Consider the following 17360-nt stretch of genomic DNA (forward strand, 5'->3'; position numbering starts at 1 on the left):
ATACTTCATTTTGACTCAAGTGCAGCCAATTATCCTTCGTTTTCCGTTTTTAAGATCGTCTCAATGCGATCAAGTTCTTCCTTCGAGAATTCCAGGTTGTTTAGTGTTGCTACATTATCCTCGATCTGACTGACTTTGCTCGCTCCGATCAGGGCGGAGGTCACTCGTTTACCTCGCAAAACCCATGCCAAAGCGAACTGAGCCAGACTTTGACCGCGAGCCGCAGCCATTTGATTCAGTGCGCGAATCTTGCGCAACACTTCTGGTGTAATGTTGTTCTCGTTCAGGAATACAGACGGACTCGCTGCCCGGGAATCGTTCGGAATGCCATTCAGATACTTGTTTGTTAACAACCCCTGTTGCAGTGGAGTGAATGCAATAGTCCCTACACCGTTCTCTTCAAGCACATCAAGCAGACCGTTCTCTACCCAGCGGTTCAGCATGGAGTAGCTTGGTTGGTGAATCAACAGCGGTGTGCCCAGACTTTTCAGAATAGCGATAGCTTCCTCTGTTTTCTCAGGCGTGTAGTTCGATATGCCGACATATAGCGCCTTTCCCGATCGAACGATATGGTCGAGCGCCATCATCGTCTCTTCCAGAGGGGTATCTGGATCCATCCGATGAGAGTAGAAAATATCAACATAATCCAGCCCCATCCGCTTTAAGCTTTGGTCCAGACTGGAAATCATATATTTGCGTGAACCCCACTCTCCGTAAGGTCCCGGCCACATATAATAACCTGCTTTTGATGAAATAATCAGTTCATCACGGTAAGGTTTCAGATCACGGGACAGCACTTTGCCAAACGTCTCTTCTGCCGATCCGGCTGGCGGTCCATAATTGTTCGCTAAGTCAAAATGGGTAATCCCGAGGTCGAATGCCCGCGTAATCATATTTCGTCCGTTCTCGTATGCATCAATGCCGCCAAAATTGTGCCACAGTCCAAGGGAAATGGCTGGAAGCTTTAACCCTGATCGCCCGCAGCGGTTATATTTCATACCTTCATAGCGGTCTTCACTTGCTACATATGTCATTTGCGATCCCTGCCTCTCCAAATTTCCATAAATACTACTTTTTTAAAAAATATTAGCTCATATGGGTGTCTTTGACAAGAAACAGATTGAAATCAATTACAACAATGAGCTAGTGAACAGCTCCCCAATGAATTTCTTCACTGATGCCGCTAACTATGTACTTTTGCGAAGCAGATCATTAATCTGTGTCATGACCTGACCGATACGGTCTGTGATGAGCAGGCCGGCCCGATGATCATAAGGGGTCGGGTCTGCATTGAGTAGAGCTGTCTTACTACCGTGAAAATAACTCACAAGCCCGGCAGCCGGATGCACCGTGAGCGATGTACCGCCGATAATGAGTAAATCCGCCGTAGATATTTCCTGCACGGCACGCATCAGAATTTGCTGGTTTAATTCTTCTTCATATAAGACAACATCCGGTTTAATCATGCCGCCGCAATCCGGACAAAGCGGAACCGTCTCCTGAATATCCATAACATCTTTCAGCGAATAAAACCGTGAGCAGTCCATGCAGTAATTTCGATGAATGGAGCCGTGCAACTCAAGCACTTCCGTGCTTCCGGCTGTCTGATGCAAACCGTCAATATTTTGTGTAATGACGGCCTTAAGCTTACCTTCCTGCTCAAGTCTAGCCAGCAGCTTGTGGCAGCCGTTGGGCTTTGCATGAGGATGCAACATTTTACTGCGGTAAAAGTCAAAAAACACCTCGGGATGATTCATAAAAAACGTATGGCTGAGCATTTCCTCCGGAGGATACGGAGAATGGTGCTCTGTTTGATACAGCCCTGCGGCTGACCGAAAATCCGGAATTCCACTTTCTGTTGATGTTCCGGCTCCCCCAAAAAAGACGATATAATCACTTGCTTCTATCCAAGTAGCCAACCTTTCGATCTTTTCCCTGTTCTCCAATCCATACACCTCCGTACAGCGCCATAAAATAACGAATCTAATAAACTACCTTCATTTCATTATAATCGGAGATGACGACCTCGGCATCTATAAGATGATTGCCTTCGCCATCTCCTTGATAAAGCCCGACAGCCAGTGCAGCACCAGCTTGCCTTGCCATCTGCATGTCTCCGTTACTATCTCCAATAATAACGGCTTCACCTGGCTCTAATCCAAGCATTCTGCATGCCTTTTCTGCCATTTCAGGGTGTGGTTTACCGTTCTCAACTTGATCCCGGCCGATTACTACTGAGAAATAAGAGCGGATTCCCATCCATTCCAAATGCTCTAGTGCCGCTGCGGTCGTATCCGAAGTAACCACTGCCATTTCTAAGGAAGCGTTCCTGCAAGACTCCAAAAATGTCTCCAGTCCCGGCATAGGAAACGCCGGTTTATGCTGGCGTATTTGGTACATCGCATTTTTCGTAATCTGGTTCACTTGTATGATGGCTTCATTCCATGGCATTCCCGCAGCGTACAGCTGCCAAGCCAGAATTCCGCTCGTTTCCTCCACAGTTCCCATCGCAAGCGGCCCTTGAACATCGTAATCCGATACAGTGCCTCCGGAAACATGTGACGTTCCGAGCACCTTCTCTTTAGGTACGGTAAAACAGGCTCCCATAAGCTCCAGACGTTCTTCCATGAAGCGTAGAACATAATCAGCCCAGCCTCCCCAGAGAGCCATAAAATGAAGCAAAGTACCATCCTTGTCGAACAATACCCCCCGGCACGGGGATGAATGTCCATTCACCTGAATAAGCGGCAAGCAGAATCCCTCCCTTTCATTCGATGATACTCTTTCTATATTGAAATGTCTCCTTTTTCTTCCTTTCTATTACTCCTTTCGAACACGTACTCTACTGCATATGGATATTCAATGCTTTGACACATTTGAAAACGCTGCAGCGTCATGCTTTGTGATTATTATCACCTATTAAAAACCTTAAACGGAGTAATTTTAAATTGTAGCTTAACGTGAATTATCAAGACATACAAGCAATATATAAAGGCCCAGCATAATTCAAAAAAGATAGGGCCATGGAGGGAAACCATGAACCGCACCATTGAACAGAAAGGTGAAACCTTCTTTCTAAACCTGCGTTTTATTCTTATCGTCACTGTGTTTGTCGGTAATGCCATTGAACCTTTAATTAGCCGGATGGACAGTCTTCACACATTGTACCTGTGGATTTTTTCATTTCATATGCCTTTGTTTGTTCTCGTTACCGGTTACTTTGCAAAAAGTTCACTGATGGGTAAGACCGGTCGAAAAGTGATACTCCAAATCGCTATACAATATGTTATTTTCCAAAGTTTATATTCTTTACTGGATGCTGTCTTCTTCCATGTAGATGATATACATCGCTCCTTCTTTGCGCCTTACCTCCTGCTGTGGTTTCTATTCAGCCATGCATGCTGGCGTTTATTGCTATTATCCATGGGCAAATTAACGGCAGGGCAGCAGCTTTTCTTCGCAGCAGTACTCGGCGTAATTGCCGGATACTTGCCGGTAGATGGTGTCTGGTTGAGTGTCAGCCGTACGTTTGTTTTCTTTCCATTCTTTTTAGTAGGGTATCATTTTTCATTCGAAACATTCGCTCTGCGCTTTAAACCATGGATTAAAGGTATCGCAGCCACGATCTCGCTCCTCCTGTTTATTGGGTTTAGCGTTTGGGGAAGCAATCTTCCAGCAGGATGGCTTTATGGGAGCATGACCTATGCAGAGCTTGGCCAAGACGTGTGGTATGCTGGCCTGTTCCGGATTGCGGTTTACGCTTTACAACTGACTGCTTCCGCCGCATTCCTCTCCTGGGTTCCTATGACAATGGGGCGCATTACCGATCTTGGCCGCCGCACGTTGTATGTGTTCTTGCTGCACGGTTTCATTATCCGGCTGATGGACTTTTCCGGTCTCCATGAATCCATCTCGCATTTTGGAGGAGCAATGCTGCTTATCGCTGCTGCCATACTGTGCACGGTCCTTCTTGCCCAGCCCGGCTTTAAACGCTTGTTCCATCCCGTCATTGAACCGTCAGTAGACGGAATTCTTCGTCTAGAAAATGTGGCAATACGACGTTTTTTTGTAAGATAACACCATAAGTTTTTCCAATATTCCATATCATTTAGGGGGTATCCTGCAGGTCGGTTGACCTAGGATGCCCCCTTTCTCTGGTGTACGGTGCTACGTGCACGACCACTTCCAATAACATACACACCCCCCACGTTCTCCCGTCTACTACCGCCAACTTATAACACTTAGCAGAATAGGCCAACGAGATGTTTCTGGCTGACCTACGTTAAATCGATTCCGCAGCCAACAGATGAAAGACGTGCTTGAGTATCTCTTCACGGCCTTACTCCAAATGCTTACCGAACATGGTTACATCAAGTCGAACCAATACTTCCAGTAAGGCCTCCCCCTCTTCCTTTCTACTAAAATCGAGTAGAAAAACATGCCTTTTTGTGATAGACTCATTTAAACCGAAACGTTCATTACTGGTACCCGGCTGCTTTGCCGGTGAACCGCGATAAAGCACTAGTAAAATCTAATATAAATGATCTGGGGGGAAACCGACATCATGACAGCAAAAAAAATGCGTTCAGACATGATTAAAAAAGGTTTTGATCGGGCACCGCATCGCAGTCTGCTGCGTGCCGCCGGCGTGAAGGAAGAAGATTTTGGCAAACCGTTTATCGCCGTGTGCAACTCTTATATCGATATTGTTCCAGGCCATGTGCATCTTCAGGAATTCGGTAAGATCGTTAAAGAAGCCATCCGTGAAGCTGGCGGCGTTCCGTTCGAGTTCAATACAATCGGTGTTGACGATGGAATTGCCATGGGTCACATCGGCATGCGTTATTCACTGCCGAGCCGCGAAATTATTGCGGATTCCTTGGAAACCGTCGTTTCTGCCCACTGGTTTGACGGTATGGTATGTATCCCGAACTGTGACAAAATCACACCAGGTATGCTTATGGGCGCACTTCGTGTTAACATTCCAACCATCGTTGTCAGCGGCGGTCCAATGAAAGCCGGTGTTGACAGCAAAGGTCGCAAACTGTCTTTGACTTCCGTATTTGAAGGCGTTGGTGCCCATCAGGTCGGCAAAATTAACGATAGCGAGCTTCTTGAACTGGAACAATACGGTTGTCCGACATGCGGTTCATGCTCCGGTATGTTCACGGCTAACTCCATGAACTGTCTTTCCGAGGCGCTAGGCCTTGCTCTTCCGGGGAATGGTACAATTCTTGCCGTTGCTGACGAGCGCAGAGAATTCGTTAAACAATCAGCTCGCCAACTGATGGAGCTTATCAAGCTGGATCTCAAACCGCGTGATATTGTAACCCGTGAAGCCATTGACAATGCATTTGCACTGGATATGGCGATGGGTGGCTCGACCAATACCGTTCTTCATACTCTTGCCCTTGCCCACGAAGCAGGTATTGATTACCCGCTGGAGCGGATTAACGAAGTGGCAGACCGTGTACCTCATATTTCGAAGCTGGCCCCTGCATCCGATTATTTCATTGAGGATGTACACAGTGCTGGCGGCGTGAGTGCGGTTCTCCATGAACTGCTCAAAAAGCCTGGAGCCCTGTTTGGTGACTGCATTACGGTATCAGGCAAAACACTTGCCGAGAATGTGGCAGGATGTGAAATCCAGGATACCAATGTTATTCATCCGATCGACCAGCCTTATTCCGAACGCGGAGGCCTTGCTGTCTTGTACGGTAACCTTGCTCCGGAAGGCTCCATCATCAAAGTCGGTGCGGTTGACCCTTCTGTTGGCGGCTACCATAAAGGCCCTGCCATCTGCTTTAACTCTCAAGAGGAAGCTCTTGAAGGCATTGCAAACGGCAAAGTGAAGGAAGGCAACGTCGTTGTTATTCGCTACGAAGGTCCTAAAGGCGGACCGGGCATGCCAGAAATGCTTGCACCGACCTCTCAGATTGCAGGTATGGGTCTTGGAGCCAAAGTCGGTCTCATTACCGATGGACGCTTCTCTGGAGCTTCCCGCGGCATCAGTATCGGCCATATCTCTCCAGAGGCAGCTGAAGGTGGACCTATCGCTTTCGTTGAAGACGGCGACATCATTGTGCTGGATCTGAACAACCGTATCATTCAGCTTGAAGTCAGCGACGAAGAAATGGCTGAGCGACGCACCCACTGGAAAGAGTTTGAGCCTAAAGTGAAGACAGGCTATCTTGCCCGTTATTCCAAGCTCGTAACGAACGCAAGCTCCGGCGGCGTCCTGAAAATCTAATAATTACGAGAACTAACATATAAAACCCGCCTCTTGAAATTTCAAGGGCGGGTTTTAGTTAGGATGATAGACCTTGTGATGCACTGCCTATGGGCAGATCACTTAATTCATGTTCCTCCGCGCTGTCCTGCTTGGGTGAGCGGTACGAACGGCTGCCTTTTTCTGCATAACGGTTAATTAACACATCCACCGGCATCATGAGCAACTTGGGTTCCATCTTTTTACTTCCTTCCTTCAGGCGGGATTGCCCTCTAGGATGAATAATACTCAGCAAAATTTTAAGATATATGCGCGCTGAACTTGCAAACAGCCCCTGCGGCAGATCCTGGACATGAAAACCGAACTGTTCCGGTCCGCGAGAAATCATTGTCACTCCGTATAAACCTTTGATATCCATATACTCCGGCCGTTCTAGCACCATGTTGGCCAGCGTAGGGAGATCCTTTTGCATCGCTCTGATCATTTGAATAGCAAGCTGCATTTCCGAACGGGACCGACTTCCGATATGAAACAACTTCTTGTTGTCAAAGTGAAGTTCTAGCACCTGATCGCCTTTTTCTAGACGGGTGCCGTCATCCATCGTTACCGCCTTGCCTTGATAGGAAATAGGCCGGAAATGAAGCATGGGATCTTTCGGCGTTACAGTCTCAAGCTGGAACAATACATGAAATACTTTTTCCCACAATAGCCATAGCGAAACCACCATACGCTTCATGATCGAGAGTTTAGCTTTTTGCAATTTTTTCTCGCTATTAATCATCGTGTCTATCCGTATACTTTTCAGATTTCTACGTTGTGCTTCTTCCAGCACCTGCTCTAATGCAATCAGCATATTCATAGGAGCATCTGGATTCGCTCCCACTGTAGTTCCGCAATCATGTAGGAGCATGACTTCCCCAGGCTTCAGCTTCCGGAGAATACGTTTTACCAGTTTATTAGAGCCGGTCTTGCTGCGCCAATCTCCAAACATAGCCGACCATAATACGATCCGATAGCCGCTGTTTTTGGCAAAGTCAAACAAATTCACAATACCCCACGGCGGTCGATAAAAGGTTGGACGCTCACCCGTTACACTGTAAATGATGTCATCGGTCCGTTTAAGCTGCATTCGTACTGTTTTGGGCCGCATTAGCCAATTGCTCTTATGAATATAGTTGTGAATTCCAATCAGATGGCCTTCTTCATGAATTTGTTTTACCACATCCGGATGACTCTCCGCATGGGAGCCAACCAGAAAAAAGGTCGCCTTCATATCATAACGCTTCAAAAGATCGAGCAACTGAGGCGTATATACGGGATCCGGCCCATCATCAAACGTCAGAGCGAAATCCTGCTTCCCCGTACCCCTGCGAAATACTCGAAAACCAAAAATCCGGGTAATAAGCCCGGGAATAAAGGCATAAAAAGATGAAAGATAAAACAACCAAAGCAGTAATGTCTGCATGCCAACTCCCCGCTTCTCTTTTCTTTTTACTTTGGCAATACACTATTTATTATTTTATCATAGCCGATAAAGAAATAGGCGTTTTTTTCACAAATCGTGTACAATAGAAACATTATTAAAGTATAAAGGAGCCGATAATTTACTATGCTTCCCCTCTACAAAAAATATTGGAGGACCTTCTTCGATATAGCAATGATCGTGCTGACGGTGTACCTGATTATGTACGTGTTCAGCAAGCTATACCAGATTGCCGCTCCTGTCTTTTTATCCTTCCTGGTATTTTTGCTCATCGAGCCGATAGCCCGGTTCCTGCATCGTCGTGGTTTGCCCAAGACATTTGCAGCAGCGATTTCCGTACTTCTGTTTCTCCTTATTATATTCGGCGTTCTGTTTGGTGCAGGAGCAATTATCGTTTCGCAAGTGATGAATTTGCAGGAAAATCTCCCGCTTCATACCCGCACCCTTCAAGAGCACTTCTCATCTATAATGAATTATTTACAAAACAAGTTGGACGCACTTCCACCAGACATGGTGGCGCGAATGAATGGATACTTCAAAGATATTACCAACTTTGCTCAAAGTGCAGCAGAATCATTTTTCCGTTATAGTGTCGGATTTATGGGTTCTTTCACTACCTTTATTGCCAACTTCGGTGTTGCGATTATCCTCGCCTTTTTCCTTAGTTCCGAAATTGGCAGTTGGCGTAAGTTTGCAAAAGAAAAGACACCAAAGACTATTAAAACAGCTTTTCACTTTTTGAAGGATAATGTATTTTCAGCCATTGGAGCTTATTTGAAGGCACAATTAAAGCTGATTTCGATCACATTTGTTCTCGTATACATAGGCTTGCTTATCCTTGGTACCGGCAACGCATTTTCACTGGCGCTCATGAGTGCAATTTTTGATATACTTCCACTGTTAGGCGTGCCGGTTATCTTCATACCGTGGATTATTTATCTCTTTATTGTCGGTAAGGTAGGCCTTGCCATTAGTTTGACTATCCTCTTGGCTATTGTGATGGTAACCCGTCAGCTGCTTGAACCAAAAATAACAGGTCAATCCCTCGGTGTATCTTCAGCGTTTCTAATGCTGTCGTTCATGATTATTTCGATCTCTATTTTCGGAATGGCGGGTCTGATTCTTTCACCAATCCTGATGATTCTGCTCAAAGAGCTGCTGCAGCAAGGTTATCTTCAACAATGGATTAGACTACCAAAAGAAGAATTCGATGTGTCACCGTTTGAGATGAAAAATCCGCAAACTGCTCATTCTTCAGAAGTCTCAAAAGAAGACAATAAATCCATGACCTGACCAAACAGCTTTGTCGCTTGATGCTTGCTGTGCGGACTCACATTCTCCACCAGCACTGCTACCGCATAACGCGGATGTTTTATAGGGCCGTATCCCACGAACCATTGGTTGTTCCGGGGACGGCCTTTTACTATGGTCTCAGCCGTACCAGACTTACCCCCTAGCTGCCAACTCGAATGTTTAAGCGAGCGTCCCGTTCCATTTCGAACTACGTCTTCCATCCAAGTCAGAAGTGTTCGGGCGGTTTCCCGGGAAATTGTTCCTTCAACCGAAGACCGCTTCATAGGCTCCAAGGTTTGAAGATGCTGACCGTTCGCGTATGATATATGATGGACAATCCGAGGCGAAATCACGTCCCCATCGTTCAGCAGCGTTACGACCAAATTAGCAGCCTGCAGTGGTGTAACCAATGTATCCCTTTGCCCAATCGCTGTCTGTACACGAGCACCAGAATCCAAAGGATCTGTAGAGGCTGCAAAAACAGTCCCACTCTCCTCGTGGTCTAGCGGCTTCAGTAGAGGAATGCCCAGTACACTCCTCTGTGCCTGCCAGCCTACAGTCCGGCCAAGTCCAAGCTGTAATGCCGTATCCTGTATTTGTCCAGAGGTCAGGCGTTCAGCCAATTCGGCAAATACCACATTACAGGATTCCGCAAACCCCTGACGAAGGTTGAGGGTTCCGTGGCCTCCCTCTTTCCAGCAGGATAAGCCGTATTTTCCAAATTCACCATTACAGTGAAACGTTTCTTTACTCGAGGTTAAACCGGAATCCAGTGCAGCTGCAGCGGTAACAATTTTGAAGATCGACCCGGGCACCGCTCCCTTTAACGCTTTGTTCTCCCACTCTCCCTGCTCAGGATGTATCTGTTCCGGATTATAAAAGGGCCTAGAGACCATCGCCAGAACATCGCTATTCCGGACATCCAGTACGACTACAGCTCCTTCCTTCATACCTGCCTGTTCTGTCAGCTGCTCAATGCCCTTCTGAAGCTTGGCATCAACCGTTGTCGTAATCCGTAGCGGATAATAGGGGTTATCTCCCGCTTTCACCATCGGCTTCATCTCTTGTATGACTTGATTTCGACCATCTACGGGGAAATAAACGACTGTAGGTCCTGTTCCCTGTAGAAGAGCATCCAGCGTCCTTTCCAGCCCGCTTGTTCCCTTTACCCCTTCATAATCACGGAAGAATAAGTTCTCTTTACGCTGACCTGAAATAAAGCCTAACCACTGCATCCCCGTCTCCCTGTCTCCATACCTTTGTTCATACGGAAGTACCCGAATAGCAGATAATTTCAATTCCTTAATGGCTTCAATCTGAGATGAATTCAGTGCAAGAGGAATGTAAGTCCCTTGAGCATGCCATAGTATTGGCTCTTTCAAGGCGAACCATACTTCTCTTAAATGTTTATCTTCCGTATTCAGTATATGAGCCAACTTCAACAATGAATCATCGGATATATCATCATTTTCATTCTCGATAGGAAAAAGGACGGCAGACCAGATCAACTTACCGGTCAACGGAAGACCGTTCCGATCGGTAAAATGTCCCCGCCCGGTATCCAGCACAATGCCCCGCTCACGCTGAAGCATTGATGTTTCAAGCAGAGTATGCCGACTGCCAGGAGGCTTATGATTTTTCATGACGAATTGTACCCATGCCAGCCGACAAACCAGTAGAACCATCAGCACTGCTAGTGTCAACCATCCATAAAATATACGTTTTTGCCGGTTAACCCGCATGTTTGTCCCTCCTGATGATCCTTTTATATCATCATTCCCCCTCAATCATTATCACAATCGTTTGCAGCGGCACCTAAACAAAAAAACTTGGATCTCCCGCAAAGAGATCCAAGTTTTTGTCATATTTACAGTGTAAATCGGGAGAGTGTAGCTTTCAACTCGCTTGATACATTCTCCAGTTTGCCAGACAGATTTACGAGCTGGTTACTCACACTCTGCTGCTCATTGCTCAAGGATGCAACCTCTTCAGAAGTTGCTGATGATTCTTCAGCAACAGCGCTTACGTTGCCCATCGCTTCAGAGAGTACGATTTGTGACTGATTGAGGCCTTCAATGGAATCCGTAACAGAATCGAGTCGTTCGATGAACTCACCCATCTGCTGCTGGACGGAGACGAATATATCATTCGTTTCTTTAACCGAATCCATTTGAGCTTTAAACAGCGGATTCGCATCCAGAAGAACTTGTACCGTTTCATTCATTTCTGTCATGATACGATCTGTGATCTGGCTGACCATATCAATCGATTGCCTGGATTGATCCGCAAGCTGCCGGATTTCATCCGCTACAACCATGAATCCACGGCCAGCAGCACCTGCACGTGCAGCTTCAATCGTAGCATTCAGTGATAAAATATTCGTCTGTTTTGTAATGTTCTGCAGTACATCCAGAACTTTTACAACTGAAGAAGTTGTTTCCTTCAATCCATCAACCTTGCGCATCATGTTACGGGTCATATCTTCTGTCTGGTGTGTTTTCTCCAGCAAATGATTCAGATGTTTCGTACCATGTTCACTTGATCTCTCAACATGACGGGCGGATTTGCCCATCTCGTCATTCGCCGTGACAACGATCTCCATCTGTCTTGAGATGTTGCCTGTAAGGTCGCTTCCGCGCTCAGCCTCTACAGCTAAACTGCTTGCTCCATTAGCAATCTCCTCAGTAGCCACTGCAATTTCCTTGGCTGACAGGGCGGTCTTCTTGGAAGCATCAGTCAGTTCTACTGCTGTATTTAGCACGTCCTGAGCTGTATTGTTGGTCTGCTGAACTAGTTGTGTAATTTGCTCCATCATATCATTAAAGCTGGCAGAAAGCTGACCGATCTCATCATTCGAACGATGATTCGTACGAACGTTTAGATTACCCTTGGCGCCTTCTTTCATAAGCAGGTTAAGCTTACCGAGTGGACGCGCAATCATACGAACCATCCATATCCCAATCAATATGGCTATAAGAGCATCGGCTAGCGCCGCCCACATCGTAATGGTCAGAATACCTTCTGCATCTTTCGTAAGTTCTTCGGTCTGAATCGTACCGACGAGTCTCCAATCATTGACTTCCAGTGTATTGTATACAGCCAATACGTCGTTAGCATTAACATCATGAGCACTAAGACTTCCGGTCTTCTTGTCCGCAGGCTCATTCTTCATAAATGTCATAAGGGACTCCGTGCCGCTCAATTTTTCATCGTTAGCCGATATGATCTTGCCATCTCTTGAAACGAGCTGCAGCTGTCCTTCTGTACCGAGATTAATGTTTTGCAGATGCTCGTTGATAACCGATTCCGCAAGCTCAATTATAAAAATATACGAGTCATTCAGGTTGTTCATTGAACCTAAAGAACGGGCAATACTGAAATATGGAGTCCCCTCGTCTGTTCTGGTTGGCAACCAAAGAGTCTTTGTACCTTTTTCAAGTTCTGCGACCCATGGCTCTTTAAGCATACCGTTTACATCATTCCTCGTACCTCCTGCAGCGATGACGGAGTTCTTCTTAGGCGGAATAATGTAAATCGCCTTAATATATCCATCGGAAGTAATCTGGTTGGTTAATTTGTCACGGATATCTTTTTGGGTAGAGAACATGTCGTAGTCACTTAATTTATTTGAATTATAGGACGTCAAAAGCTTTTGCAGCTCTTTATCATAAAAAATTTGTCTTCCCAGATTCTCATACTTCTCCAGAATAATGTCTATTTTTTCTGAAGTCTGAATAATCGTCTGCTGGTTGGAATTAGCCGCATTTTTCTCAATCGTATCCTTAGCTTTCATGTACGACAGTAAGCCGAGGACTACAACAAACATAACAATTGCGATAAAGAAAATCAAAAATAAACGTATGCCGACCGAGTTAGCAGGATTAACCCGCATCTGCTTGGCAGTCTGAACCAATCTAGCCAACTTGGATCTTCCTGAACGATCCCCCTTCGATCCGGAAGTAACAGTCTTATTGTTCTTCTGATCTTTCACCTTCTTCTCTTTTTTTGGCTTTCTATCTTGCTGTTCAACCTCTCCCATTTGCTGTTCACCTACCACTATCAATTTTAGAATATGAGGCAAAAACAATACACTACTTCTTATTTCGACAGTTGGGTAGCATTTCCTTTGGCTTTTCACACAAAAATAATTCAAACGTCCTAGTTTTTTTGTCATAAAAAAAAGAATCCGACACCTGACGAGGTACCGGATTCCTGTTATTGTAAGATATTTGTACCTATTTCACAAATTGACTCATCATTTACGTTTGCGCATCATATCAAAACTTTTTACCGGATGATCCACTTTCATGCGTATCAGCTGCAAAGGATGGCGGGCTGCATCCAGCTCATTACCTTCTTCATCGGTAATCGTACCGACAACTTGTTTAAAGAAGGTCCCTTCCGGACCAAAAAACTCAATTTCCTGGCCTGGTTTAAAATGATTCCGCTGCTGAATCAGTGCTGTGCCGTTCACTGAATCATAATCCATAACAAGTCCTGCAAAATCATAAGGCGCCGCTTTTTCTTCCGGTTCATATATATGATCCTCATGGTCCGGAGTATCGTAGAAGAAGCCGGTGTTTAGCGGTCGGTTGGCCGCTTTATTGAGCTCTTCTATCCACTCAGGCTTCAGCACATAATTTTCTGGATCAGCCATATACGAATCAATAGCTTGTCGATAAACATTTACAACCGTTGCTACATAATGAATCGACTTCATGCGTCCTTCAATCTTGAAGCTGTCTATCCCTACTTCGATCAAGTCGGGAATGTGCCCCAGCATACACAGATCCTTGGACCCCATCGTAAACGCATTATCCTCCGGTTGGAATAGCGGGATCTGTGTTACGCCCGGTTTGAAAGAGGAAGGTGCAGGAACTATCTGATCCAATGCCGCCTGCTCTTCAGATACCCAATCCTCACGTCCATCCTCAAATAAATCATATTTCCAACGGCACGACTGACAGCAGCCGCCCCGATTGGAGTCCCGGTCCGTAAAATGATTGGACAGAACGCAGCGGCCGGAAAAAGAAGAGCACATCGCTCCATGAACAAAAGCTTCGATTTCAATATCTACATGATTTTTAATCTCGGCTATTTCCTCAAGACTCGTTTCTCGGCCAAGAACTACACGCGGAAGTCCTTCTTCCTTCCAGAACTTTACCGCCTGCCAATTCAGCGTCGACTGCTGTGTGCTCAGGTGAACCTCGAGATCCGGCGCAATACGCTGGGCAATCTCAATGATCGCAGGATCAGCCGCGATTATGGCGAAAACCCCAGTCTCATTCAGACTACGCAAGTACTCCTCGATTCCTTCGATATCTTCATTATGGACATACATGTTGGTCGCAACGATTACCTTTGCACCATACTTTTTGGCGAATTCAACGCCTTCTTTCATTTCCTCAAAACTGAAATTGTCGGCATTTGAGCGCAGGCCGTATTTTTGTCCGCCGATATAAACTGCATCCGCTCCGTAGTGGACTGCAAATTTTAATTTTTCCAGATTACCCGCCGGTGCGAGAAGCTCCGGCTTGTCCAAACGATAACGCTTGCCCTTGTAAGTTGGCTGAACCATAGCTGCCATCTTTTGTTCACTCCTTGTTTTTACAGACTGAACTAAAGAAGTTCATTCTATTTAACTGAAATCTTATTAATAAACTTGTTCTTTATAAAAGAATCCAAAAGAAAGTTCCCGTTCAGGATCTTGAAGCTCCTTGATCCCGTCCATCCACTCCTCGTGAAAAGCATACGAACCTGAATCTGCCTCATACAGATCAATGGCTTTGCGGTATGCACGAAGCACTGCTTCGTTATAGTGACGCGGTTTGAGCAATGTTTCCACTTTGAAACTGTCAATACCAGCTTCCATCAGCAGATGAAGATCCTCCAAGATACATATATCATCCGAGCTCATAATGTGTGTGCCGTTCATATCCTCATAAATCGGGAATTTCTCATCGGCACGCTCTGCTTCAATAAGAAACAACCCGCGTTCCTTGCCCATACTGCCTTCCGTCACCGGCCGCCCTTGATGGGACATGTAGCTGTTGACCAACCGGCGCTTGGAGTGGTAGATGTTTGTCATTCCGTGAACCTGGACTTGAGCTTCAATCTCCAGATTCGGCTTCATTTCTGTAATTTCATCCATGTTTAATTCCCGGGCCAAGATGACGCGGGCTGCCCCTCTGCGCCCCCAATAGTTCGAGGTCGAATAGTTGGTTGATGTCATTTCAGCATTCCAGTGAAGCTTTACGCCAGGAGCAAAGGAATTGACTGCCAATAATACAGAAGGATCATTAAATTCTACCGCATCCACCCCGATCTCACCCAGAGCTTTAACATATTCTGAGAGCTCCTGGAGCAGATCATTGGTCATTAAGTTGTTCAGACTTACATAGATTTTACCGCTGACGGCGTGTACCATCTCAGCAGCTTTATGGATTTCCTCCAGTGTCATACTTCCCGGCAATCTCATACCAAAGCGGTCATCTCCAACTAATATGGCATCCGCTCCGGCTTGCAGATAAGCTTCCACATCCTCCAGAGTTCCCGCGGCTGCCAGAAGCTCAGGTTTAATACCCATTACAATTTCCCCCTAATGCTATTGTGCCATTTTCTTGCTCTTTTCGATGTTATTCAAATGTTCCCTGTAGGTTTTGGCGAACAAATGCTCCTGTGTGCCATCCTTTTTGGTCACATAAAATAAATAATCCGACTTCTCCGGCTTAAGCGCCGCCTCAATCGAAGCCAAGCTTGGATTTGAGATGGGTCCCGGCGGAAGTCCTTTATTTCGGTAAGTGTTATAAGGGCTATCTACTTCCAGATCCTTATACAGCAGTCGTTCCTTAGGCTTATCCAGGAGATATTGCACAGTTGCGTCAATCTCAAGCTTCATATCCTGCTCAAGACGGTTATATATTACACCTGCCACCAATGCACGTTCCTTCTCCGCCACGACCTCACGTTCTACCAAGGAGGCGACAGTAAGCAACTCATGAACCGTCAGCCCTCGCTGCTTCAATAACTCTTGCCAGTCGGGTATTTCATCTAGTCTCTTCTCCAACTGGCTAAGCATCACTTGGAGAATTTCCTGCTCTGTACTGTCTTTAGGCAGCTCATAGGTTGCCGGAAACAAATATCCCTCCAAATGATGTCTCAATTCCTCATCTTTTGGAATTTCATTTACGATGGTCCCATCCCAACCCGAAGTCTGATCAGTCAACTTTACAAATTCCTTCGCGTCCAAACCACTCTGGCTGGATATGGTCTCAGCCATCTGAAGCACTGTGTATCCTTCCGGAATCGTAAAGCGCATCATCTCCTCAGGCTTCACCTCTCCGTTATTCAGCATCGATATCAGCTGATCATAGGTTGCCCCAGGTTTTGTCTCATATATACCGGCCATAAACCGGCTGCCTTCATCTTTCAGCTTCAAATAACCTTTAAAAAGAAGAGCGTCTTTAATAAGTCCCTTCTCCTCCAGCAGTTCAGCGATTCGAACTGTGCTCATACCGGATTCAATCGTAAACTCAACGGGTGTATCGGAGCTTGCGACCGGCTTCATGCCGTTCCAAGCGTAAAACAATGCCCCGCCGGCAATGATGATCAACACCAATACCGTGACGGCCAGTTTTTTCATATGTTCATCTCCTCACAACCAAAAAGGGCGGACTGGTCCGCCCTTTCCAGAACTTCATTTGAAATTAATACTTCTTGAGGAAGAAGAGGAAATCACAATCAATCTTCGTCTTCTTCCGGGAATGTAAGTTCATCATACAGCTCGGAGACATTCTCCCATTCATCATCATCATCAATGGTGGCCAGCTCCAGGCTTCCGTCTTGCGCCGTAACAATACGAAGCACTTCATACTCCTCATGTTGACGGTCTGGCTGTACCAAAATGGCATATCCTTGACCATTTACTTCGAATTCAGCGGCAACATCATATACGGTTGTGTTTCCCTTCTCATCCTGAAGTTCAACACTTTCACCGAATGCTTCCTTCAACGCTTGGGTCCATACCACTTGTTCAGCAGAAAAATCAGTCATTTCCATTGCTCCCGTCAAGCTCGTCTACGAGCGTGTTAAACGTTTCTTCAACAATGCTCCATTCCTCGTCATCCTCAATCATATACAACTTCAGGTCGTCACCGTCTTCCTCGTAACGGAAAGCGTAAACCTCATCGGTCTCATCATCTTCCGTTTCCATGGGAACCACCATCATATATTTCGCATCGGAGCCGTCAACCTCAAATTTCATGATGACTTCGAATTCCTCTTCATTGCCTTCATCATCAGGAATATAAATAATTTCCGGTTCCTCTTCCATTCCAATATGCTCATTCGCCATCT

14 protein-coding genes are annotated in these 17360 nt (G+C 45.9%); 3 read left to right on the forward strand and 11 right to left on the reverse strand.

All coding sequences use genetic code 11. The features are described from left to right. Positions 1–29: 29 nt before the first annotated feature. The 3 genes from mgrA to B9N86_RS21745 all read right to left on the reverse strand — a co-directional run bounded on the left by mgrA (position 30) and on the right by B9N86_RS21745 (position 2751). On the reverse strand, positions 30–1034 hold the full coding sequence (gene mgrA, locus B9N86_RS21735; RefSeq protein WP_208915221.1) for an L-glyceraldehyde 3-phosphate reductase: 1005 nt from the start codon (positions 1032–1034) through the stop codon (positions 30–32). Between the two features lie 153 nt (positions 1035–1187). Beyond that, positions 1188–1946 (reverse strand): NAD-dependent protein deacylase, encoded by a 759-nt coding sequence (locus tag B9N86_RS21740; RefSeq protein ID WP_208915222.1) that lies wholly within the window; start codon positions 1944–1946, stop codon positions 1188–1190. A 37-nt stretch (positions 1947–1983) separates the two neighbouring features. Continuing rightward, positions 1984–2751: an HAD family hydrolase gene (locus tag B9N86_RS21745; RefSeq protein ID WP_208915223.1), complete on the reverse strand. Its 768-nt coding sequence runs from the start codon at positions 2749–2751 to the stop codon at positions 1984–1986. A gap of 285 nt (positions 2752–3036) precedes the next feature. Between B9N86_RS21745 and B9N86_RS21750 the strand changes: the two genes are divergently transcribed. After that, positions 3037–4077, forward strand: a complete 1041-nt coding sequence (locus tag B9N86_RS21750; RefSeq protein WP_208915224.1) for an acyltransferase family protein — start codon at positions 3037–3039, stop codon at positions 4075–4077. A 487-nt stretch (positions 4078–4564) separates the two neighbouring features. Further along, a complete protein-coding gene (gene ilvD / locus B9N86_RS21755; protein WP_208915225.1) occupies positions 4565–6250 on the forward strand; it encodes a dihydroxy-acid dehydratase in 1686 nt (561 codons plus the stop codon). Between the two features lie 58 nt (positions 6251–6308). Here ilvD and B9N86_RS21760 read toward each other — a convergent pair whose 3' ends face one another. After that, entirely contained in the window at positions 6309–7694 is a 1386-nt protein-coding gene (locus tag B9N86_RS21760; RefSeq protein WP_208915226.1) for a polysaccharide deacetylase family protein, read from the reverse strand. 144 nt (positions 7695–7838) lie between these two features. On the opposite strand from B9N86_RS21760, the gene B9N86_RS21765 reads away from it, so the two are divergent. Beyond that, entirely contained in the window at positions 7839–9005 is a 1167-nt protein-coding gene (locus B9N86_RS21765; protein ID WP_208915227.1) for an AI-2E family transporter, read from the forward strand. Here B9N86_RS21765 and B9N86_RS21770 read toward each other — a convergent pair. The 7 genes from B9N86_RS21770 to B9N86_RS21800 all read right to left on the reverse strand — a co-directional run bounded on the left by B9N86_RS21770 (position 8960) and on the right by B9N86_RS21800 (position 17358). After that, complete coding sequence (locus B9N86_RS21770; protein WP_208915228.1) at positions 8960–10747, reverse strand: peptidoglycan D,D-transpeptidase FtsI family protein; 1788 nt, start codon at positions 10745–10747, stop codon at positions 8960–8962. The two genes, B9N86_RS21765 and B9N86_RS21770, sit on opposite strands and share 46 nt — an antisense overlap. Positions 10748–10872: 125 nt before the next feature. Continuing rightward, positions 10873–13044 carry a methyl-accepting chemotaxis protein gene (locus tag B9N86_RS21775; protein ID WP_208915229.1) on the reverse strand — a complete coding sequence of 724 codons (2172 nt, stop codon included), beginning with the start codon at positions 13042–13044 and terminating at the stop codon, positions 10873–10875. Positions 13045–13260: 216 nt separating this feature from the next. Then, a complete protein-coding gene (locus B9N86_RS21780) occupies positions 13261–14592 on the reverse strand; it encodes a peptidase U32 family protein (protein WP_208915230.1) in 1332 nt (443 codons plus the stop codon). 66 nt (positions 14593–14658) lie between these two features. Beyond that, positions 14659–15591, reverse strand: coding sequence for a peptidase U32 family protein (locus tag B9N86_RS21785; protein ID WP_208915231.1), 933 nt, complete (start codon positions 15589–15591; stop codon positions 14659–14661). 18 nt (positions 15592–15609) lie between these two features. Beyond that, positions 15610–16647, reverse strand: coding sequence for an endolytic transglycosylase MltG (mltG, locus tag B9N86_RS21790; protein WP_208915232.1), 1038 nt, complete (start codon positions 16645–16647; stop codon positions 15610–15612). Positions 16648–16745: 98 nt separating this feature from the next. Continuing rightward, positions 16746–17057 carry a DUF1292 domain-containing protein gene (locus B9N86_RS21795; RefSeq protein WP_208915233.1) on the reverse strand — a complete coding sequence of 104 codons (312 nt, stop codon included), beginning with the start codon at positions 17055–17057 and terminating at the stop codon, positions 16746–16748. Further along, positions 17050–17358: a DUF1292 domain-containing protein gene (locus B9N86_RS21800; protein ID WP_208915234.1), complete on the reverse strand. Its 309-nt coding sequence runs from the start codon at positions 17356–17358 to the stop codon at positions 17050–17052. The genes B9N86_RS21795 and B9N86_RS21800 overlap by 8 nt, the downstream gene beginning before the upstream one ends. Positions 17359–17360 lie beyond the last annotated feature (2 nt).

The sequence above is a fragment of the Paenibacillus uliginis N3/975 genome (assembly GCF_900177425.1).
Lineage (GTDB): Bacteria > Bacillota > Bacilli > Paenibacillales > Paenibacillaceae > Paenibacillus_AQ > Paenibacillus_AQ uliginis.